Source organism: Flavobacterium sp. Sd200 (genome assembly GCF_009826935.1).
In the GTDB taxonomy this organism is placed as follows: Bacteria; Bacteroidota; Bacteroidia; order Flavobacteriales; family Flavobacteriaceae; genus Flavobacterium.
This window is the reverse complement of sequence record NZ_WUMN01000001.1, coordinates 256167-278546: the sequence shown is the minus strand read 5'-3', so window position 1 is coordinate 278546 and position 22380 is coordinate 256167. Positions and strand designations below refer to the sequence as shown.

The 22380-nt window shown below is 38.3% G+C and carries 17 protein-coding genes; 11 read left to right on the top strand and 6 right to left on the bottom strand.

The genetic code is table 11. From position 1 onward, the window contains the following. Nucleotides 1-141: 141 nt before the first annotated feature. The 3 genes from GR160_RS01220 to GR160_RS01210 form a co-directional block, all read right to left on the bottom strand. The gene (locus tag GR160_RS01220) at nucleotides 142-522 is read right to left on the bottom strand and encodes a hypothetical protein (RefSeq protein ID WP_160748009.1); all 381 of its coding nucleotides are present in this window, start codon (nucleotides 520-522) and stop codon (nucleotides 142-144) included. 149 nt (nucleotides 523-671) lie between these two features. Next, nucleotides 672-2585 carry an OmpA family protein gene (locus GR160_RS01215; protein WP_160748008.1) on the bottom strand — a complete coding sequence of 638 codons (1914 nt, stop codon included), beginning with the start codon at nucleotides 2583-2585 and terminating at the stop codon, nucleotides 672-674. A 10-nt stretch (nucleotides 2586-2595) separates the two neighbouring features. Then, entirely contained in the window at nucleotides 2596-3534 is a 939-nt protein-coding gene (locus GR160_RS01210; RefSeq protein ID WP_160748007.1) for a type IX secretion system membrane protein PorP/SprF, read from the bottom strand. Nucleotides 3535-3854: 320 nt separating this feature from the next. Between GR160_RS01210 and GR160_RS01205 the strand changes: the two genes are divergently transcribed. From GR160_RS01205 to GR160_RS01190, 4 genes are all read left to right on the top strand, one after another. Next, nucleotides 3855-5444: a peptide chain release factor 3 gene (locus tag GR160_RS01205; RefSeq protein ID WP_160748006.1), complete on the top strand. Its 1590-nt coding sequence runs from the start codon at nucleotides 3855-3857 to the stop codon at nucleotides 5442-5444. Nucleotides 5445-5819: 375 nt separating this feature from the next. Next, nucleotides 5820-6614, top strand: a complete 795-nt coding sequence (locus GR160_RS01200) for a sensor histidine kinase (protein WP_160748005.1) — start codon at nucleotides 5820-5822, stop codon at nucleotides 6612-6614. Nucleotides 6615-6618: 4 nt separating this feature from the next. Beyond that, nucleotides 6619-7287, top strand: coding sequence for a response regulator transcription factor (locus GR160_RS01195; protein ID WP_160748004.1), 669 nt, complete (start codon nucleotides 6619-6621; stop codon nucleotides 7285-7287). 223 nt (nucleotides 7288-7510) lie between these two features. Next, the gene (locus tag GR160_RS01190; RefSeq protein ID WP_160748003.1) at nucleotides 7511-7984 is read left to right on the top strand and encodes a hypothetical protein; all 474 of its coding nucleotides are present in this window, start codon (nucleotides 7511-7513) and stop codon (nucleotides 7982-7984) included. Between the two features lie 53 nt (nucleotides 7985-8037). Here the strand turns inward: GR160_RS01190 and GR160_RS01185 are convergent, their stop codons facing one another. Next, the gene (locus GR160_RS01185) at nucleotides 8038-11112 is read right to left on the bottom strand and encodes a T9SS type A sorting domain-containing protein (protein WP_160748002.1); all 3075 of its coding nucleotides are present in this window, start codon (nucleotides 11110-11112) and stop codon (nucleotides 8038-8040) included. Nucleotides 11113-11406: 294 nt separating this feature from the next. Here GR160_RS01185 and udk point away from each other — a divergent pair, with 294 nt between their 5' ends. The 6 genes from udk to GR160_RS01155 all read left to right on the top strand — a co-directional run bounded on the left by udk (nucleotide 11407) and on the right by GR160_RS01155 (nucleotide 18347). Beyond that, nucleotides 11407-12015, top strand: coding sequence for a uridine kinase (udk, locus tag GR160_RS01180; protein WP_160748001.1), 609 nt, complete (start codon nucleotides 11407-11409; stop codon nucleotides 12013-12015). 88 nt (nucleotides 12016-12103) lie between these two features. Further along, nucleotides 12104-12454, top strand: coding sequence for a septum formation initiator family protein (locus GR160_RS01175; protein ID WP_160748000.1), 351 nt, complete (start codon nucleotides 12104-12106; stop codon nucleotides 12452-12454). Nucleotides 12455-12467: 13 nt separating this feature from the next. After that, nucleotides 12468-13838, top strand: coding sequence for a methylmalonyl-CoA mutase subunit beta (locus GR160_RS01170; RefSeq protein WP_160747999.1), 1371 nt, complete (start codon nucleotides 12468-12470; stop codon nucleotides 13836-13838). Nucleotides 13839-13995: 157 nt separating this feature from the next. After that, complete coding sequence (scpA, locus tag GR160_RS01165; protein ID WP_202390686.1) at nucleotides 13996-16131, top strand: methylmalonyl-CoA mutase; 2136 nt, start codon at nucleotides 13996-13998, stop codon at nucleotides 16129-16131. Between the two features lie 19 nt (nucleotides 16132-16150). Beyond that, the gene (locus GR160_RS01160) at nucleotides 16151-17683 is read left to right on the top strand and encodes a hypothetical protein (protein ID WP_237421152.1); all 1533 of its coding nucleotides are present in this window, start codon (nucleotides 16151-16153) and stop codon (nucleotides 17681-17683) included. 43 nt (nucleotides 17684-17726) lie between these two features. After that, complete coding sequence (locus GR160_RS01155) at nucleotides 17727-18347, top strand: M949_RS01915 family surface polysaccharide biosynthesis protein (RefSeq protein ID WP_160747997.1); 621 nt, start codon at nucleotides 17727-17729, stop codon at nucleotides 18345-18347. Nucleotides 18348-18350: 3 nt separating this feature from the next. Here the strand turns inward: GR160_RS01155 and GR160_RS01150 are convergent, their stop codons facing one another. Next, a complete protein-coding gene (locus GR160_RS01150) occupies nucleotides 18351-18914 on the bottom strand; it encodes a DUF4256 domain-containing protein (protein ID WP_160747996.1) in 564 nt (187 codons plus the stop codon). 139 nt (nucleotides 18915-19053) lie between these two features. Beyond that, nucleotides 19054-20502: a glyceraldehyde-3-phosphate dehydrogenase gene (locus GR160_RS01145; protein WP_160747995.1), complete on the bottom strand. Its 1449-nt coding sequence runs from the start codon at nucleotides 20500-20502 to the stop codon at nucleotides 19054-19056. Between the two features lie 249 nt (nucleotides 20503-20751). Here GR160_RS01145 and GR160_RS01140 point away from each other — a divergent pair, with 249 nt between their 5' ends. Beyond that, on the top strand, nucleotides 20752-22347 hold the full coding sequence (locus tag GR160_RS01140; protein WP_160747994.1) for a T9SS type A sorting domain-containing protein: 1596 nt from the start codon (nucleotides 20752-20754) through the stop codon (nucleotides 22345-22347). Nucleotides 22348-22380: the final 33 nt, after the last annotated feature.

Here is a 22380-nt window from a genome sequence, read left to right as displayed (position 1 = left end):
GTACTCAAGGAATAATCCTTGGAAATGTATTGATGTCAATCAAACTTTTACAGGATTGAAAATTCAGATATTTTTCAAATACGTTTCAAACAAAAAAACATCCCTTAATAGGGATGTCTTTAATTGTGGGTTATTTTTTATTTACTGCCTTACAAACGTTGTTATGATAGGCTCTGTTTCCGCCTGCATATCCTGTACATACATATTACCTAATGTAATAGTGGTGTTATTTACCACTTCAAGGTCGTGTAATGTAATATAGTCATTATTTAAAAGTGCTAAATGCAATTGCCCATCCTTTACCGTATATTCATAAGTGTCAATGTAATTAGTATTTCCATACTGAAGGGTTACGGTACCCGCAGAAAATGTAAGTGTCCTGGCGTTAGGTGTTGGGGTTGTTTCCACCCATGTGCCTAACAGCGCATTACTTGTAGCAGTTTGTTCTGTAATTGGGTCATTGTCGCTGCAAGCCGTGAGGGTAAATGCAGAAAATGCCAAAAAGAGGAATATTTTTTTCATGATTTTATGGTTTTTTATACAGATGCAGAATAATTATAAAGGTTGCGTTAATATATATATTTTAACGATAAAATTCTGTCTTTTACATAGTCCTAAGATGCCAAACCTCTAGGTACTTTAAATTTAAAACCTGATGGCTTTCAACCAACTCACTTCTTCACCACAATAAAATCTGATCTTCGGTTTAGTTGGTGCTCTTCTGGAGTACATTCTACGCCGTTAGAGCAATGGTTGCGAAGCTGGCTCTCGCCATAGCCTTTTACGCTTTCGATGCGTGTTGGCAATATTCCTTTACTCACAATATAGCTGTAGGTAGATTTTGCCCTGTCGTCGGAAAGGCGCATGTTATAATCGTCGTTACCACGCGAGTCGGTATGCGATTCGATCTTAATAACCACATCCGGGAAATTTTGCATAACATATACCACCTTATCCAACTCTACGGCAGCCTGCGGAGTAATGTAATATTGGTCGAAATCAAAATAGATGGGGTTTATATCTATCCTTTCGACGTTGTCTTCTTTCTTTACGAGATCGGCATAGGCAGATAGTTCAAAATCAATCCTGAGCAATTCGGGCTGTATTTTTACAATAGTATGCTCTGGTTTAGAAGCTTCTATAACCACTTTGCCACACGGTATATCTAAAGTATAATTTCCATTGGCATCTGTTTTAACCGAAGCTGTTAAGGTTCCCTGCTCATCATAAGCTTTTACGTCGGCACCTTCTATCGGGGTTTTGGCTTTCAGGTTTACTACAGTTCCGGCAATGCTATGGGTACAGGGCTTTTTAACCTGTGCAACATAATAAATATCATCATCTCCTTTGCCTCCTGCCCTGTTAGAAGAAAGGTAGCCAAACGCACCGCTATTATCTGTCACAAAAGCAAAATCATCAAGATTAGAATTTACAGGACTGCCAATATTCTGTGGAGCCTCGAACTGCACTTCTCCTGTTCTTTTACTTATAAAAACATCAAGACCTCCCAATCCGTAATGCCCATCTGACGAAAAATACAGAACATCATTATTAATAAAAGGAAACATTTCACGCCCGGGCGTATTTATTTCAGGACCAATATTTTTAGGTTCTCCCACTACCCCATCGCTAAATATTTGTGCTATATAAATATCTGTTTCGCCATACCCCCCCGGCATATCGCTTACAAAAAATAGCCAGTGCCCATCGGCACTTACTGCCGGTTGACCAACTGAATAGTCTTTGCTGTTAAACGACAGTGTTGCAACATTTACAAGCGCATCGCCTTTTATTTCTCCTTTTATTAGTTGTATGTTGTTAGTACCTTCAACACTGTTTTGAAGTTTGTCTTTTTTATTTACCGTATTGGCACTGTAGTACACCGTCTTTAGGTCAGGGCTAAATGCAGGTGCAGCATTATGATAATCAGTCTGTGTTTTTGCTAAAAATTTCTTTTCATTTAAGAATGCTCCGCTTGCAGTATCTCTGTCGGCAACATACAAAGAAAGATAAGGTTGCTGGTTCCATGAATAGGTTTTGCCACCTCCTTTAACTGTATCTTTTGCCGATGCATAGACCATCTTATTGCCATAAAAGGCAGTACCAAAATCGGCCTTGTTTGTATTAATATCAAGATTTTTAACCGTATATAGATCAGCATTCTTTACAAGGCTGTCTAAATGCTGTTTTTGGTTAACAAAACTTTTTTTGAGTGTTTCATCTCCAATAGCATCTAACCGCTGAAATAATAATTCATCCGCCCTTTCATATCGTTCCTCCCCTCTTAGTGCCAGGATATAGCGTCTAAAATGAGTGTCATCCATGGCCGCTCCCTGTAGTTCATACAATTTTTCATACCAGCGCAACGCCCCTCCCATTTTAGCAGTAAAATAATAAGCATCGGCAGCATGAGTTATCACTTCGGGTTTAGGATCTTTTACACCTGTAAGATACTCTTCATACAACTGTGCCGCCTCTGTATAAGCAAACTCTGCAAAAAGCTTATCGGCACGTCTAAGCTTTTGCTGGGCAAAAGTTCCTGCAAAACACAAAAAGAATGAGAGTATGAAAAGCGGTTTTGACATATCTTTTATCTTAAAAAAACCTCGGCGATCTTATACGGTTAGCTTTTGGCAGCAACTGAAAACGTATCATAAACTCGTGTGTGCCGTTATTATATTTATTGAGCTCAGTAACCGAATAATCATAAGAATAGGCTACAAAAATATTTTCGGTTACCTGTACGCCTGCCAACGCACTCACGGCATCATTCCAACGATAGGCTGCACCAAGGGTAACCGTTTCCTGTATTAAAAAATTAGCCGAAGCATCTACCGTTATAGGAGCGCCATTTACAACTTTTGCCATTACTGCAGGTTTAAATTTAAGATTATCGCTAAAATTAAAAACATAGCCTGCAATGGCATAATAATGAAGCCTGTCACTCACAATGCTTTCCTTTACATCGTCATAAATATTAGTGCGCACAAAATTGGGTACAGATACACCTGCATACCAATTATTAGTATAATAATAAATACCTGCTCCAAGCGCAGGAGCGATCCTGTTGTTAATGTTGTTGTTTAATAATGGGTCGCCCTCCTGATAATACCTCCCGCGGGACCAGTCTGTATTAAGTACCCTTGCTCCGGCCTTAAGACCAAAAGCAAGTTTACCCTCTGCTCCCGTTAGTATTGTATAAGAAAAATTACCATCTACATACACCTCATCGCTCGGACCTATCCTGTCGTTTACTACACTAAGACCTATCCCTATATGTTCATATAATTGCGAATATGGCGAATGTATACTGAAAGATTGTGTGCGTGGTGCCCCATCTATGCCTATCCATTGCGAACGGTGTAAAAGGTTAGCTTCTATGCCACCTGTAGATCCTGTATAGCCGGGATTGATGGTAAGCGTATTGTACATATACTGTGTGTATTGCGGATCCTGTTGTGCCTCCAGGTTTATAGCCCAAAGCAACAGCAACAAAACCAAATACTTTTTAGTAAATGCAAACAAGCCTTTCATAGATTTTTTACAAATATGCCCACCTTTTTAGCAGAAGGTTTGTAAAAATAGCATTTTCATTATTAATAACTCACATGTTTGAACTGATTTTTAAAAACACATCATTAGTGTGTGAATTTTACAATGCATTTCGCAGTAAAACCCACTATTATCACTAACAACCACCATTAATGTTAATTGAGTATGATAGTGAATTGGACTACTAACTCAATGTCCCCGTTTTTACAGCAAACTTTAAGTGGTAAGTTAGCATTCAGATTTTCAGATTAATATTATATAGCTTATTTTTGCGGCTTTAAACAAACAATTGTTAAAGACTGATGAGTTTTACAGACGAAATTGAAAGAAGGAGAACATTTGGCATTATATCTCACCCGGATGCGGGTAAAACAACACTTACCGAAAAACTACTGCTTTTTGGAGGTGCCATACAGGAGGCAGGAGCTGTAAAAAGCAACAAAATAAAAAAAGGTGCTACGAGCGACTTTATGGAAATAGAGCGCCAGCGTGGTATATCGGTATCTACATCGGTACTGGCATTTAATTATAAAAACAAAAAAATAAATATACTCGACACCCCCGGCCACAAAGATTTTGCCGAGGATACCTTTAGAACCCTTACCGCTGTAGATAGCGTTATTGTGGTTATAGACGTTGCAAAAGGTGTTGAGGAACAAACCGAAAAACTTGTAAAGGTGTGTCGAATGCGCAAAATACCTATGCTGGTTTTTATAAACAAGCTTGACCGCGAAGGTAAAGATGCATTCGACCTTATGGACGAAGTAGAACAAAAACTTGGACTAAAGGTTACACCGCTTAGTTTTCCTATTGGTATGGGCTATGATTTTAAAGGTATATATAACATTTGGGAAAAGAACATTAACCTTTTTAGCGGGGACAGCAGAAAGAATATTGAAGAGACCATAGCAATATCTGACATTAACAGTAAAGATATAGATGCTCTTGTAGGTGAAACCGCTGCCACGCGCCTGCGCGAAGAATTAGAGCTTATTACAGAGGTATATCCTGAATTTGACCGTAAAGATTATCTTGACGGCAATTTACAGCCTGTTTTCTTCGGTTCGGCATTAAATAACTTTGGTGTTCGCGAATTACTGGATTGCTTTATAGAAATAGCACCATCGCCAAGACCAAAAGACAGCGACACACGCGAAGTTAAACCTTACGAAAATAAATTTAGCGGCTTTGTATTTAAAATACATGCCAACATGGACCCTAAACACCGCGACCGTATTGCATTCGTTAAAATAGTATCGGGTATTTTTGAGCGTAATAAGCCCTATTTGCATGTGCGCCATAACAAAAATCTGAAATTCAGCAGTCCTAATGCGTTCTTTGCCGAAAAGAAAGAGATTGTAGATATATCTTATCCAGGAGACATTGTCGGCCTGCACGATACAGGCAACTTCAAAATTGGTGATACACTTACCGAAGGGGAGCAAATGAGCTTTAAGGGCATTCCAAGCTTTTCGCCCGAGCACTTCAGGTACATTAACAATGCCGACCCAATGAAAGCTAAACAGCTTGAAAAAGGTATAGACCAGCTTATGGACGAAGGTGTGGCACAGTTATTTACCCTCGAAATGAACGGTCGTAAGGTAATTGGAACCGTTGGCGCACTACAATATGAAGTAATACAATACAGGCTGGAGCACGAATATGGTGCCAAATGTAGCTACGAAAATTTCCCTGCCTACAAGGCCTGTTGGGTAAAGCCTGAAGATCCTAAAAATGTAGAGTTTGCCGAGTTTAAAAGAATTAAGCAAAAGTTTTTGGCTAAAGATAAATTTGGTCAATTGGTGTTTTTGGCCGACTCTGAATTTTCAATTCAAATGAGTCAATCTAAATATCCTACAGTAAAATTATTTTTTACATCGGAATTTGAATAAAAAGTAGTAATTTAACATTAAATTTTTTAATTCTAAAAACAGTATAAAACAGGCCCTACTGAGTTTTAAACAAATTGTCTCAAGAGCAGCAGGCTTAGTCTAAGCCTGCCTTTACAAACACAGGTTTCGTTAGGAAACAAAACGATATTGGTTGTGCTATAAACTATATGTAAGTTTTTGACTCATATACAGGTGTCTTTTGCATAGCTTACAATCGTATGGTCATGTTTGCACACCGTTGCAACTTAGATTATGTTTTAGTACAGGTTATTTTCATGATTTTAATTATCCCGTCCTTTTTATTACATGATAAGAAAAATTATTATAACTGTTTTTTTGCTGCATTTTTTTATATGTTCAGGCTGTTGTAATGCAATGGCTCATACACCTGTGCAAATCGGCAATGTATCGACATTTATAGTATTAAGCAAAAATTTTTCTTTTCCGGCCCAGGAGGCCGAACATTTAAAACAGGATACGGACAATAACAAAATACTTGCTCTTGCATTAATAGCCAGTGTGTTCTCGTCTATGCTGTTATTCTATCAGCTTGTACAAAGGCACAAAAAAGAACGTCTCCTGGACACTTATGCCGCCGAAACCAGGCTATCGAGAAAGGTGCACGATGAAATTGCCAATGAAATTTATACAACGCTGCATTATATAGAAAATGAAGAAGTTATATCAGGATCTAAAAAAGATAAACTGATTGCCAAACTGGACAGCATTTATATGCTTACGCGAAATATATCGCGGGAGAATAATGATATAGATGTTGGCCTCAGGTACCCCTCCCAACTAAAACTAATGCTTGGCTCTTATGCCGATACAAGCGTAAACGTTATTACAAAAGGGCTACAAAAAATAGAATGGGATAAAGTAGAGGCTACTAAAAAAATTGTGGTTTACCGCATTTTGCAAGAACTCATGGTAAATATGAGAAAACATAGCCATGCCTCTATTGTGTTAATCGATTTTAATTATGACAGAAAAAAGATACGAATCATTTATTCTGATAATGGCGTAGGATTTTCGGCATGTAAGGATATAAAATCGAAAAATGGACTCCAAAATGTGGAAAACCGTATTGCTTCTATTGGTGGTACTGCTATTTTTGACACCAAAGCCGAAAGAGGTTTTCACCTTGAACTAAATTTTACCGGCTCTTAAGTGTATGTTTACAAAAATTTTAGTGTGCGAGGATATAGACAGCATAAGCCTTGGCATAATGACAGTGCTGCAAAAAAACTTCCCTGCCGATATCAGGAGTGCTAAATATTGCGATGATGCGCTTTTAAAAATTAAAAGGGCAATTTACGAACAGGAAGCTTTTGACCTTTTAATTACCGATCTCTCTTTTAAAGCGGATTACCGGGATGCAAAAATCGTGTCTGGCGAAAAACTTATAGAAGCAGCAAGGAAAGAACAGCCCGACCTGAAAATCATTGTTTATTCTATAGACGATAAACCCTACAAAATAAAGTCGCTTTTTGATGATCATAGTATAAATGCCTTTGTTGCAAAAAGTCGCGAAAGTGCAACAGAACTTGTAGAGGCAATAGAAACTGTATACACAACAGATGAATTTTATATATCGCCACAGTTATCTCACATTGCCCGTGATATGGCAGTATTGGAAATTGATGAAAACGATATTTTGCTATTAGATTATCTTTCTAAAGGACTAACCCAACCCGAAATAAGTTCCATACTAAAAAATGCCGGAATAGTACCATCCAGCACAAGCAGTATTGAAAAAAGGATCAATAAACTTAAAATTTATTTCAAAGCACACAATACTATCCACCTCATAGCAATTGTAAAAGATTTAGGGTTAATATAATTGCTGTATATTAACTCGTTTTAACATTTTGTTAACGTTTACTTACGGAAAACCGTAAGGAGAATTTGTAGTTAATGGATAATTTTATTACATAAAATAACATTATTATCTCAATTTAAAGCAATAAAATTATCATTTTAATAATTGACAGCGAATTCGTTTGCTAGCACAGTTATGCATTCTTCACACAAAAAAACAAACCAAACCAAATTATTTAGTAGCTATGAAGTACATAATTGTTAAAGGTGGTAAAAGTGCCGGAAAGGCAGAGACCATCAACGAGGTATGCCGACGGCTAAAGCCCGAACAAATCTGCAGGGTCTATTTTGCTGACAACGGCAAAATATTTTTAAAAAAACTCAATTCCACTTCAGATCTTTCAGACGGCACTTACATTATAACGGTAAGGAAAAAGCATATACTGCTTGTCTCATCGTCGCCAACACAACAAAGGCAACGTATTACCACTATAATCGAATCAGTGCTCAACCTAAACTTACATCCTGAATTTGCCATCGTTGCCATGAGTGGCCTCGAAAAACTGAAGAACTTTGCTACCGCAAAGGAGCTCGAAAAATTTGGCAAGTGTATTTATGAAACTAAAATTTGGCGTATTCCCTCCAACAAATATAACCTTACTGAAGAGTGGAATAAAAGGGTGTCTTATCTTACGGCAATTACCCTTCACAACATATAAAAAGCAAAGGCCACCTTTTCAGGCAGCCTTCAATTAATTTATTCTTTTTGTTATTAGTTCTTGATAACCTTAATAGTTTCAAAATTATTGCTAAATTCTACTCTAATAAAATAAGTACCTCCTGTTAGGTTGGCCATATTTACAGTTACAGAATCAGCATTGCTGTTCTTAGAGATAACCGGCTGACCTAACAGATTGTGTACTGTTACTCCTGTTATAGTTTTATTGCCTTTTACAGTTACAACATCGGTAACCGGGTTAGGGTATGCTGTAAACGCAGTTTTTGTAAATTGTGTATTACCCAATATCTCATCTACAGTAACCGCAAGAGCCTCGCTTGCGCATTCTCCAATATTTGCAACTGCAAAATAAGTTGTACCGTCTACAAGAGCGGTTGAAGCATCTAATACTTCTGTAAGCTCGCTATTTTCATACCACACTATACCATCACCTGTAACTGCAAGGGCTGCCAAGGTGTCTCCTGCGTTAAACATTTGTGTTTGTTCACCTTCCGGTGCGGGTGTAACATTAATACTTACCTCAACAGCCGTTCTTGCACTTTCACAACCGCTTATTGTTTGAGAAACATAATAAGTACGTGTTTCCAAAGCTGTATCTTGTGTAAGAGCTTGCCCACCTGTCTGTTCAGTATACCATAGCGGTGCTATTCCTGTAGTTACTGTAAGACCACTAACCGTACCAGTCCCGCAAAATGCCTGAGCCAAAGCCACAGGGGCAGCAGTGCTGTTGAACTGTATTGCAACTGCCGTTCTTGGACTTTCGCAACCGTTTACCGTTTGCGATGCATAATAAATTGCTATACCAGGTAATAAAATAGTGTCTTCAGTCAAAATATCGCCACCTACAGGTGTTGAGTACCAATGTATATTTTCGCCATCAACATCAAGCTCTGCCACAGTTGCATTATTGCAAAATGTTTGTACGCCAGCATTGTTTACAGGAGCAGCAGGCAATGCATTAACCGTAACTGCAACAGCTATCCTCGGGCTTTCGCAACCATTTACAATTTGAGACACATAATAATTACCTGAAGTCAGGGCAGTGGTATTGCTCAAAGGTGTTCCTCCCTGCGCGGCATCATACCATAAAGCATTTACACCCTCAGGTACTATAAGCTGGGCAACAGTGGCCGCTCCGCAAAACTCGCTCACAACAATTGTTGGCGCAACAGGTATCGTGTTAATAGTTACTTCTACTGGCGTGCGCAACATGCTTTCGCAACCGTTCACTGTTTGCGAAACAAAATAAATACCGTCTGTAACAACAACATCAGGAGTTAAAGCCTCACCACCAGTGGCCTCAGTGTACCATAATGGGTTTGTGCCGGTAAGCACAGACAGGTCTGCAACAGTACCTTCCCCACATATAGCCTGGGCAGCAGCGGTTGGGGCAGCAGGCGTGGTGCTTATCGTTACTGCAACAGCAGTCCTAGCACTTTCGCAGCCATTTATGGTTTGAGAAACATAATAAGTAGCCGAACCAAGCGGCACATCGGCTGGTAGTGCATTGCCCCCTGTAAGGGCAGTGTACCATTTTGGAGCTTCACCAGTAACCATAAGTGATGCTATGGTAGCAGGACCACAAAACAACTGGTCTTCGGCAACAGGAGCCTGAGGAATTTCGTTTACGGTGATTTCAACAGCAGCACGCGGGCTTTCGCAAACACTTACTGTTTGCGATACATAGTAAGTACCCGTAGCAAGTACTGCATCGACTGCAAGGGCTTCACCATCAGTATCTGTAGTATACCACTTTGGAGCTTCGCCTGTAGTAACTATTAAATCGGCTACTGTAGCTGTTCCGCAAAATTGTTGTGCCTCTGCAACAGGAGCCCCCGGAATTTGTAATATAGATGCCTCGGTACTGGCTGTAAGACTCTCACAACCATTAATAGTTTGTGTAACAAAATAGTTACCGTTTATAAGCATAGTGTCAGGGCTAAGAGGCTCACCCCCTACTTGCTCATACCATGTTAAATTTTCACCTGTAAGGGCAGTAAGCTCACCTACAGTACCAATCCCGCAAAACAATTGCTCAACAACAGTTTCAGGTGCCGGGGGCAGTTGGTTTACAGTAACCTCAACGGCTAATCTTTCGCTTTCGCATCCTCCAACAGTTTGCGATACATAATAAGTAGCAGTAGTAGCTATAACAGTATCTGCCGTTAGTGCTGTGGTGCCTGTTTGGTCTTCATACCATTTTATTACAGCGTTGGTATCTCCTGTAGCCATAAGCCCGCTCACGGTGCCTCCGCCACAAAATAATTGCGCAGCGGCAGTTGGCAGTGGAACAACCCCACATGAAGGAACATCAACCGTAATTATATTAGAATGTCCGGAAATTAACTCCCCTATTTCGGCTCTTACTCTATAATAGTAAGAAGTATTAGGCAATATACCACTACTAACGTACTGAGATAAGCCTGAAACAGCTAAATTATCGTAATCTTCGAGTATGTTATTAAAATCGGCATCGCTGCTAACATCAAGACGGTAGCCCGTAGCCCCCGTTACGGCATTCCAATTGGCTGTAAAACCTGCCGTAGTTAATGCTGTAGCCGCAGTTGCCAACGGGGCCTGTATAAATACTTCGCCATTAATTACTAATGTTTTAACGTGGCTATAGCCAAGGCCTGACGTGCTGCCCGGAGACCTTGGTATGTTTATGGTAACTATATTTCCTGATGTTACAAGTTGGTTCTGTTCCGGAACCAAAAGTTCGCTAATTTGAGTTCCTCCGTTACAACTACTTGAGCCGCTTACAGTACTGGCGGCACCATTTGCGGTACCATTATTTATTACCTGAAAATTAAACTGTGTTGGCCCCGAATTACTCCTTACACCGGTTCCGGTAATAGATTCTATTGTAAAATTATATCCCGGAGCGGCTCTTAATATTAAGGTTGTAACGGCATTACCTCCATTAGATGTTGTTACACAACTTGTCTGGCCGCTATAGCTAACAATCTCAATGCCGGTAGGTAATCCGGTTGGGCCGCCAAACCCATGGTTTAAAGTGTAGGAAGTTTGCGCCCATGCTGTATGGACTGAAAATAAGGTTGTCAGTGCTACAAAAAGCCATAACCTTTCCTGTAAAAATCTAATCATAATTGCTTGTTTTATTAATTTTAATTGGTGGTTATGCATTGAAAAAAATCAATGCTATCAAAATTATGATTCTACAGCACTGCAAAGGTTTTCGCTAAATAAAATTTATGTTATCAATTTATCAATCAAACAATTAGCTTTGAACCAAATTGTATCTTTTATATTTATTTAACATTACCTGTTTGTTTAAATCCAATAAAGAAGGGAAACACAAATTTGACATATTAATTTGTGTTCAATGCTTTTTATCACGCCTCTAATTGCTATTTTTGCAAAAACAAAACAAACTTTTAAATGCTTATTATAGGAATTGCAGGCGGCACCGGTAGTGGAAAAACTACAGTAGTACACCAAATAATGAACCAACTGCCATTAACAGAGGTAGGGATCATATCTCAGGATCATTACTATCGCGAAACCACACACCTTAGCTATGACGAACGTGCCAAAATTAACTTTGACCATCCGCGGGCTATAGACTTTGATCTTTTAACAGAGCATTTAAAAGAGCTTAAAGCAGGAAACACGATTCCACAACCAGTATATTCATTTGTTACCCATAACCGTACAGACGACACGATACTTACACACCCACGTAAAGTAATGATCGTGGAAGGTATTTTAATACTTGCCGACCCAAAACTGCGTGAGATGTTTGACATTAAAATATTTGTACACGCAGATTCTGATGAAAGGTTAATCCGCCGTTTAAAACGTGACATTGCAGAAAGAGGGCGCGATATGGAAGAAGTTTTAAACCGCTACCAAAACACCCTTAAACCTATGCATGAGCAGTTTATAGAGCCTACAAAAGCCTTTGCCGACATTATTATTCCAAACGACAAGTATAATACTGTGGCTATTGATGTAGTAAGGGCAGTTATAAATCAAAAAATACTGTAACAGTATATTAGATTTAGAGAATATAGACAAAAATTAAATTTTTTGACTGTAAATTTGTAATTTGGTTTCCGTAATCCGGTTTTAATTCATGGGATTCTTTAAAAATTTTTCCGAGCGCTATCCGTTCCTTGCTATTTTAGGGAACCGCTATGTGCTGGTCATAATTTTTGTTATTGTATGGATGATGTTTCTCGATAATTATTCGTATTTTGAGCATAAAGTGCTTGATAAAGAAATTAACGAGCTCGAAGACAATAAACAATATTATATTAACGAAATAAAAAAGGACAGTGCCAGCATTAAACAGCTTAAAAATGCTGACCAAACCGAAAAATATGCCCGCGAGAAATATTATATGAAGCGCGAAGATGAGGATATTTATATAATAGACTTTGAAGAAGACGCTCCTAAAATAGAAGACAGCACATCTGCACTTTAAAATATTGTAGACTATGAGCGAAAATCTTTTTGACGAATTTGATCCTGTATCCTCTAAATTGTGGAAACAAAAAATTCAGTATGAGCTTAAAGGAGCCGAATACACTACCCTTTTATGGGATAGTCCCGAAGGCATAAATGTAAAGCCATTTTATCATATAGATGAGGCTAAAGAACCTCTTGCCATTGGTGCTAAAAACGATACCTTTAAAATTGTTCAGGACATTTTTGTGAAGGACATTGAAAAAAGTGTTTCGAGGGCTAAAACCACCCTTAAGCGCGGTGCCGAAGCGTTACAGTTTGTTATAAACACTCCTGATACAGATATTGATACCCTTTTAAAGGATATTGACACATTGGTTTCGGTCTATTTTTATTTACAATTTTCATCAATCGATTTCGTAAAAAAACTTGACCGTATAGCTGCCGATAAGTCTGCAACTTTTTATGTATATACAGACCCAATAGGCAATCTTGTAAAAACCGGAAATTGGTTTGTGGGTCAGGATAATTTTGAACTGCTTAAAACCCTAAATACGTCATGCAAAAAAATAAACTTTTTAAGCATTAATTTAGGCATATATCAAAATGCAGGAGCAAATATTGTTCAGCAAATAGCTTATACCCTTGCGCATGCCAACGAATATTTTAACCGTATAGCTGATATAACTAGTACAATAACCCTACAGGTATCTGTTGGGTCCAATTACTTTTTTGAAATTGCAAAGTTGCGTGCGCTCAAAGTACTATTTTCATTAATTGCTAATGAATATGGATATAAGCAAGACTGCCACATAGTAGCCACCCCTACCCGACGTAACAAAACCTTATATGATTATAACACGAACATGCTTCGCACCACTACCGAATGCATGAGTGCTATACTGGGTGGTGCCGATGCTGTACTGAATCAACCTTATGACGTTTTATACCACAAAAGCAACGAATTTGCCGACCGTCTTTCGCGTAACCAGCTGCTGATCTTAAAAAATGAAAGCTATTTTGATGCCGTAAACAACCCTGCCGACGGCAGTTATTATATTGAAGAGCTAACACGTCAATTGGCCGACAGAGCCTTGGAGCTTTTTAAAGATATAGAGGCCCAGGGCGGATTTTTAAAGCAACTTAAAGATGGGGTAATTCAGCGAAAAATACAGGAAAGTGCAACAAAAGAGCAGGAGCTTTTTGATACTGGAAAAGAAGTCCTTACAGGCACTAATAAATATCCAAACCCCAAAGACAGGATGAGCGAAGACATACAGCTTTATCCGTTTGTAAAAAATAATCCGCGTAAGACCCTAATAAGTCCGGCTATAGAAAAAAGACTGGCAGAGAAACTGGAGCAACAGCGTTTGGAACAAGAGAAAGTTAGCAGTACTCAATAACTTTCGTAGCAAAAAATTATTATATTTACATAAAAAGGAATCGTATGGAAGCAATTCGTCAATATGTAAAGATAAATAGCAGGAATATCAGTATTACACTACCTGATGATTTTGTTGCCGAAGAGGTAGAAGTGATTTCCTAAATAATTTTCTTATAATGAGAAAAAACCTCCAACATCTAAAGCTCAACTCTATACCTAAACAGGATATTTTACCTTATCCTGAAAAGGAAAACCTGGTTACAGCCGAAGGCATTGGCCTTAAGCAAAACTACAGCCATGCAGATATTGAAAATTTAGAACATCTCGACTTTGGTTCCGGGTTTGCTCCATATCTTCGTGGCCCTTATACAACAATGTATGTGCAAAAACCCTGGACAATAAGGCAATATGCAGGCTTTAGTACAGCTCAGCAAAGTAACGCTTTTTACAGGCGTAACCTTGCCGCCGGTCAAAAAGGGCTTTCGGTTGCATTTGACCTTGCCACGCATAGGGGCTATGACAGCGACCATGATCGCGTTGTTGGCGATGTTGGCAAAGCCGGAGTAGCCATAGACAGTGTAGAAGACATGAAAATACTGTTTGATGGCATTCCTCTCAATGAAATGTCGGTCTCAATGACCATGAACGGGGCTGTACTGCCCATAATGGCCTTTTATATTGTTGCTGCCAAAGAACAGGGAGTTACTCCTCAACAGCTTTCGGGCACTATACAAAATGATATACTCAAGGAGTTTATGGTGCGCAATACGTACATATACCCTCCTGCTCCATCGATGAAAATTATTGCTGATATTTTTGAATATTCCAGCAAAAACATGCCTAAGTTTAATTCGATAAGCATATCGGGTTATCATATGCAGGAGGCAGGCGCAACAGCAGATATAGAACTTGCTTACACCCTTGCAGACGGACTTGAATATCTGCGCACCGGGCTTAAAACGGGCATGAAAATAGATGATTTTGCACCCCGACTATCATTTTTTTGGGCTATTGGCATGAACCACTTTATGGAAATAGCAAAAATGCGTGCAGGCAGGCTGCTATGGGCAAAGCTATTGAAACAATTTAATCCTAAAGATGAAAAATCGCTGGCATTGCGCACCCATTGCCAAACCAGCGGATGGAGCCTTACTGAACAGGATCCGTTTAACAATGTTGCCCGCACCTGCATTGAGGCTGCGGCAGCCGTTTTTGGGGGTACACAATCGCTGCACACCAATGCTTTGGATGAAGCTATAGCACTGCCTACTGATTTTAGTGCACGCATAGCCCGCAATACACAACTCTATTTACAGGAAGAAACAAAAATCACTAAAACAGTAGACCCCTGGGCAGGCAGTTACTATGTAGAAAGTCTTACTAACGAGCTTGTGCAAAAAGCGTGGACACTTATTGAAGAGGTTGAAGCTCTTGGCGGCATGACAAAAGCCATTGAAGCAGGCATACCCAAACTTCGCATTGAGGAAGCGGCGGCACGCAAACAGGCACGGATAGACAGTGGAGAAGATGTTATTGTGGGAGTTAATAAATACCGCCTGCACAAAGAAGATCCGCTTGATATATTGGAAGTAGACAATCAGGCGGTGCGCAACCAGCAGATAGCCCAACTTGAAATTATAAAAGCATCCAGAAACAGTGAAAAAGTTACAGAAATACTTAATAGGTTAACTGAATGTGCTAAAAGCGGAGAAGGTAATCTATTGGAAATTGCCATTGAAGCGGCTGAACAACGGGCAACACTTGGCGAAATAAGCAGTGCTCTTGAACTGGTTTATGGCAGGCATAAAGCTCAAATAAAATCGTTTAGCGGTGTGTATAGTAAAGAAATAAAAAATGACGAAAGTTTTGCAAAAGCAAAGCAACTTGCCGATGAGTTTGCCAAACTTGACGGACGCAGGCCACGCATTATGATAGCCAAAATGGGGCAGGATGGGCATGACCGTGGAGCCAAAGTAGTAGCCACCGGTTATGCCGATGTGGGTTTTGATGTAGATATTGGCCCACTGTTCCAAACACCTGCCGAAGCTGCAAAGCAGGCAGTTGAAAATGATGTGCACATTCTTGGAGTATCTTCGTTAGCGGCCGGACACAAAACATTGGTTCCGCAGGTAATTGATGAACTTAAAAAATATGGTCGTGAAGATATTATGGTAATCGTTGGTGGTGTAATACCAAAGCAGGATTATCAACATCTTTTTGATGCCGGTGCAGTAGCTGTATTTGGTCCCGGCACAAAAATAAGCGAGGCTGCCATAACACTGTTGGATATATTACTTCAAAGTTTTGAGTAATAGATTTGGGTATTTTGCCATGAAAGCACTTGCTTTAATTGCTGCTATTATTTGTATTAGTGCCTGCTCCAATAAAATAAGCCCATACTTTAAAAACAACAAGTATATAGCAGTGTCAAATAATATTATTATTAATGATAGCCTTAAGTTTCAGCATAAATCTTATGGTGATGTAGATTTTACAAAAGAGAAAAAACATTTAAAGCTTGTTTTAAAACAAAAACATTATAGGTTTGATAATGTACTCGCTTATGGTAAAACTAACATAGAGCCTATTTATGAATATTTTATATTAATAGATTCTAAAACAAGGTGGAAAGAACAGCCGTGCTTTTATATAAAAGATACGGTTGCTAACAATCATACCTATACTTTTATTGGTATTCCCCAAAATAATCACTTACCGGAATATGATTTTAAATATCTTTCTTCAAGCTTCAAGTTTGAAGAAGATTACAATAAAGGTACAGAATCTATAATGGCTGTATCTGAGAAATATGCCAATACCAATTTGTTTTATAAGGCACTGACCGAAATAAGCGACTTTCCGGTTTATGACAGTACTGAAGAGAACATAAAATTGCAACTTCAACTTACCTATGCTTCTTTTCTTGGCCCAAATAATATTTATAATTCACTTATTAAAGAATGGGAAAAAGGTATGCCTAACGACAGTATTTCGGCAATAATAAAAGCTAAAGGTATTTCGGGATTGGATAATGTTAAGACCAACATTTTAACTGCAACCAAAGATCGAAAGGTTGTAATGTTTAATGAAAATCATTTTTATCCTGAACACCGCAGGTTTTTTACTATGCTGCTACCCAAATTAAAAGAACAGGGATTTAAATATTTGGCACTCGAGGCACTGTATGAAAAACAGGACAGTGTACTTAATTTGGGAAACAAAGTTAGCCTACAATCAGGCTTCTATACTAAAGAACAAAATTACAGACAACTTATTGAAACAGCTCAGGAACTTGGCTTTCTATTTGTTGTTTATGAATATAGCAGCAACGGTAACCGTGAAGAAATGCAAGCCACTAACCTCTACAACAAGACAATTGGTTTGGATAAAAGTGCAAAAGTTGTAGTATTTGCAGGCATAGACCATATTAATAAACTGCCCGGCAGCGATGGCAAAAAAAGAATGGCAGCTTATTTTAAAGAAAAATATAATATAGACTCTTTGACATTTTCGCAAACGGGTTTATTATTATATCGATATGATTGTCCGGATGTAACGCTTTTAGAGAGTTCTGATTTTTCAAATAACAAGTTACATGTAACAGACTATCAAATAGTAAACAATATAAGCTTAAAGGACAGTTTGCACAATTTTGAGTATAAGAATAATTTTAAACAAACTGTACAACTGAATATTTTTGAGTTTGAAGAAAATAAGAAAAGTTATATGTCTACAGTTCCCTACAAATCACGTTTGGTAGAAAGTAATGAGATCATGAAACTGCATCTTACTAAAGGGAGTAAAAAAATAATAATTTTAAATAAAGAAGGTAACGTTATTGAAGAACAAATGATTTCTTTATAGATTATTAAAAATTGCCTGCTATTTTATTCTTAACAACAACACTATGTATAAAACCATCTTACTTATTTTTCTTAGTATAACGTGTTTTGCACAGCTAAAGGCGATAAAGCTTACCACAAAAGATATTCCTGAGTCTATTGAGTATAAAGGTAATATTGTAGATGCCCAGCGTTTTAAAGATGATCTGGGGGAACACATTATACTAATTACAGAAACCGGTGTAATTGATAATAAAAGTAGCGGAGAAGAATTATACCGCGAAGCAGAATTGTTTGCTTATAAGTACTTATTATCAGATGGTAAATGGGCCTTGCAATGGAAAGTATATGACTTTATAAAAGAATGCCCCGTTGATGTAGAAGCTAAATTTATAAAAGATGCTTTTACAGTGACTGACCTTAATAAAAATGGCAGAGCAGAGGTGTGGCTTATGTATAAAATTGCCTGCTATGGAGATGTAAGTCCCGCTGAAACAAAAATTATAATGTATGAAGAAGGTAAAAAGTATGCTATGCGAGGCGAAGAAAAAATAACATTTCGATCTACAAAAGATAAATACGGAGGACAATATATTTTCGATCAATCATTTAAAAAAGCTCCTGTAAGCTTTAGAGAGTATGCTAAAGCCCTTTGGACAAAATATGCATACCGCATAATAGAATAAAAGTTACACTCTCAACATCCCTCTGAAACCTCTGGCGGCATAATAAGACTGTGCCCCGTTATGATATACAAACACGGTTTCATAACGATAATCGGCAAAAACAGCACCTCCAAGCTTTCTAATAGCAGCCGGAGTAACAATCCAACTCGAAGTTTTGGCATCAAAATTCCCCAAAGTTTGCAGGTAGCGATACTGCTCTTCATTTAAAAGCTCTATACCTAATTCTTCAGCCATCACAACGGCACTACTCTCCGGTTTGTGCTCTTTTCTTCCTTCAAGAGCTTCATGGTCATAACATAAACTTCGACGCTCTTTAGGGCTCTCGGCAGAACAGTCATAAAAAATATACTCTCCGGTATTTTTATCAAAATCAACTACATCGGGCTCTCCTCCGGTTTCTTCCATTAGATACAGCGACCATAGTTTACCATCATTATTTTCAAGTCGCGCTAATACATTTGTCCATGTAACATGTTTATGACGGTTCATATTTTTTTCAAACCGCTTTTTTAGAACACTAAACAGTTCTTGTTGTTGCTCTGATGTTACTTTCTTTATAACTGACATATTTAGAGAAATATATTAATGTTAGATGTTCTGTAAAGTTATAACTTAATCTGAAAATTGTAGCAAAAAAAATCCGCCCCGTTTGGATTGGCAGGGCGGAAAAATCACACAATAAATATTAAAAAGATTGGTCAAACTCTTAGTAATAGGTAAATCTTCTGACTTTGGCTATATATTTTGCAAGCCTGATTACCTGATGGCTATAGCCATATTCATTATCATACCAAACATATAAAATAATGTTCTTTCCGCCAGTAGCCACGATAGTTGCATTACTGTCGTATATTGCAGGAGCAGTTGTGCCTACAATATCACTCGAAACCAGTTCATTATTAAGCGAATATTTTATTTGTTCAACAAGCTCTCCCTCAAGAGCATAATGTTTCATTATTTCATTTATCTCAGCAACCGTTGTAGGTCTTTCAACTTCGAGGTTAACTACCACAAGCGATCCGTTAGGTACAGGAACCCTAATGGCATTACTGGTTAGTTTACCACTTAACGAGGGTATTGCCTTCGCTACAGCGCTACCCGCACCGGTTTCTGTTATAACCATATTTAGAGCTGCTGCCCTTCCCCTACGGTATTTTTTATGCATATTATCGACCAAGTTCTGATCGTTAGTATAGGCATGTATTGTTTCGAGATGTCCTTTTACAATACCCAGCGTATCTTCTATAGCTTTAAGTATAGGTGTAATAGCATTTGTAGTGCATGATGCTGCCGACCAAACCTGAACCTCATCAGGATTATAGTCTTCATGGTTCACACCATATACAATATTAGGTACTCCTTTTCCTGGTGCAGTAAGCAGCACTTTACTTACACCTTTAGACTCTAAATGACGATTTAAAGCTTCGGATGTTGTAAAAGCCCCGGTATTGTCTATTACAAGTGCATTATTAATGCCATAAATAGTATAATCGATCTCTTCAGGGCTGGAAGCGCTGATAATATGAACCGTTGTACCATTAATTATTAGTGTATTATTCTCTGTATCGGCAACTACCGATCCTAAAAAATCGCCATGAATTGAATCATATTTTAAAAGAGAGGCTCTTTTAGCCAGTAGTACAGCATCATTTTTATCGCGTACTACTATGGCACGCAACCTGAGTTGTGCCCCTTTGCCAATTTTAGAAACCATCTCGCGGGCAAGCAGCCTACCTATACGACCAAAGCCATACAATACAACATCTTTAGGTTTTATATTTTTAGACGCCTTGGCTTTGTTAAGCTTGTAACCAATAAATTCGACAGCATCATGAAAAGGATTTTCTTCAAGATGATATTCATAAGTCAGCTTGCCAATATCTATTCTTGCCGGGGGCAAATTGGCTGTTTTAATAGCACGGGCAATTTCTACAGTATCAAAAACATTTATAGGTTTCTTTATAAATTCGGCTGCATATTCGTGCAGGTTTACTATTTCGCCCACACTTTTATCAAGCAACTGGTTGCGAAAAAGAACCAGCTCTATAGATCTGTCATACCACAACTCACTTACAATTGCTATAAGTTCTACACAGGCTTTACGCCTGCTGGCCTGATAGGAAAGTTCTTTTTCAAATAAAACAGCATTATTCATTATGCAAACTATTAAATTTTATAGAAACAAAGCAAATGTATAAAATTTCAATCGTTTTCGTAAAATTATTTTCAATATTTTTTTCATTTATTTTACTTTTAAAGTATTCAATATATAAATAATGTAGATTATACACCATTTACATTTAATAGCCAAAATAAATATAAAACAGTATTTTTTTATTTTTTATACACATAAAGTATATTTTTTGTTATTTTTATATATTGAAAAATACATTAAAATTTTACTATGAAAAACACATTACACTTATTTTATGCATTAGCCGCAGGCTTATTACTGCTTCCGGCGACGGGAAATGCCCAGATTAGCTACACTCAGGGATTCGATGATGAAAACCATGGCTGGACAGAGTCAGAGTTTTATATTGAAGAAGCTGCCGCTTGTGCAGGTACCAGCTCGTTAGTGGTAAATTTATATGATGGATTCTTTTGGGGCTATACCGGTGAAACTATTTCTCCTTCATTAGGCACCTCTAATGGCGGTGAAATAACACTGACTTACAGCTACAAAATTGTAGATTGGGATATAGAGTTCCCAAGTGTCCCAACAACAAATGATTCTAACTGGGGAACCTTTGGTGTATATTATGCTACTTCAGAGGAAGGCCCTTACACACTTGCGGAATCTATTACGCCACAAAACCACACAGAATCGGCTGACTGTGCTCCACGTTCTGTTAGCTTTTGGCTTCCTGAAGGAGAACAGCTTTATATTCGTGTTTATGGTATGCTTGGCAATTTAGAAAGTGATTTCCTGATCTACCTTGATGATATCGAAGTAACTCAGGCAGATCCTGTACAATGCTCCGGCACTCCTGGTGTGTCAACTACTGTGGCCACAGCTACTGCACTATGTAACGGAAACTCATCTACACTATCACTTAGCCCTGCATATACTGACGCGGGCCTTGCCTACACCTGGCAATCTTCTGCTGATGGTGAAACCTTTACTGATATTGCCGGCTCTACGGGCAGTACTTACAGCATTACCCAATCACAAACTACATGGTACAGGGCAATAGTTACCTGTACTGCAAGTAACGACTTTGTGTATAGCGAACCTGTACAAATTACAAACACAGGACTTAACTGTTTGTGCGATATTCTTTTTGACTCTGATATTGAACCTATTAGCCGTGTAATATTTGCAGGAATAGACAATACATCTCCGGCACCAGTAAACGGCAGCCCTGGTGTAGAGAATTTTACTGGTGTTACTCCGGGCGAAGTAACACAGGGAGAAACATATGACATTGCATTAGAAGGTAATACTGCCGATTCTGGTGATGATGCATATGAAAACTATTTTACTGTTTACATAGACTGGAATCAAAACAGCGACCTTACAGACGAAGGAGAGCGTTATGAAATTGGCTCTATCATATTCTCTGATGGAACTGACGGAATACAGGCTACAGGACAGATTGATGTGCCTGAAGATGCTTTACCGGGACTGACACATATGAGAGTTATAAAACTTTATGACGAATATGCTGATGACCCTTGCTCAAGCGAAATAGGTCTTGGCTATGGTCAGGCAGAAGATTACCTTTTAAATGTATCAACATCTACAAACAGCAGAGACGGTTTTAATGCAGCAAACTTTAAATACTATCCAAACCCTGTAACCAACGTACTTAATCTTAACTACATTAAAAACATTACTGGTGTAGAAGTGTTTAACATTGTAGGACAAAAAGTAATAAGTAAAACTGTAAATCAAACAGAGACTACAGTTGATATGTCTGCTTTATCTGTAGGAACTTATATGGTTAAAGTAAGTTCTGCAGAAGGATCTAAAACAGTAAAAGTAGTTAAACAATAGCATTTCTGATTTTAGTTTTTTATATCGGGCTGC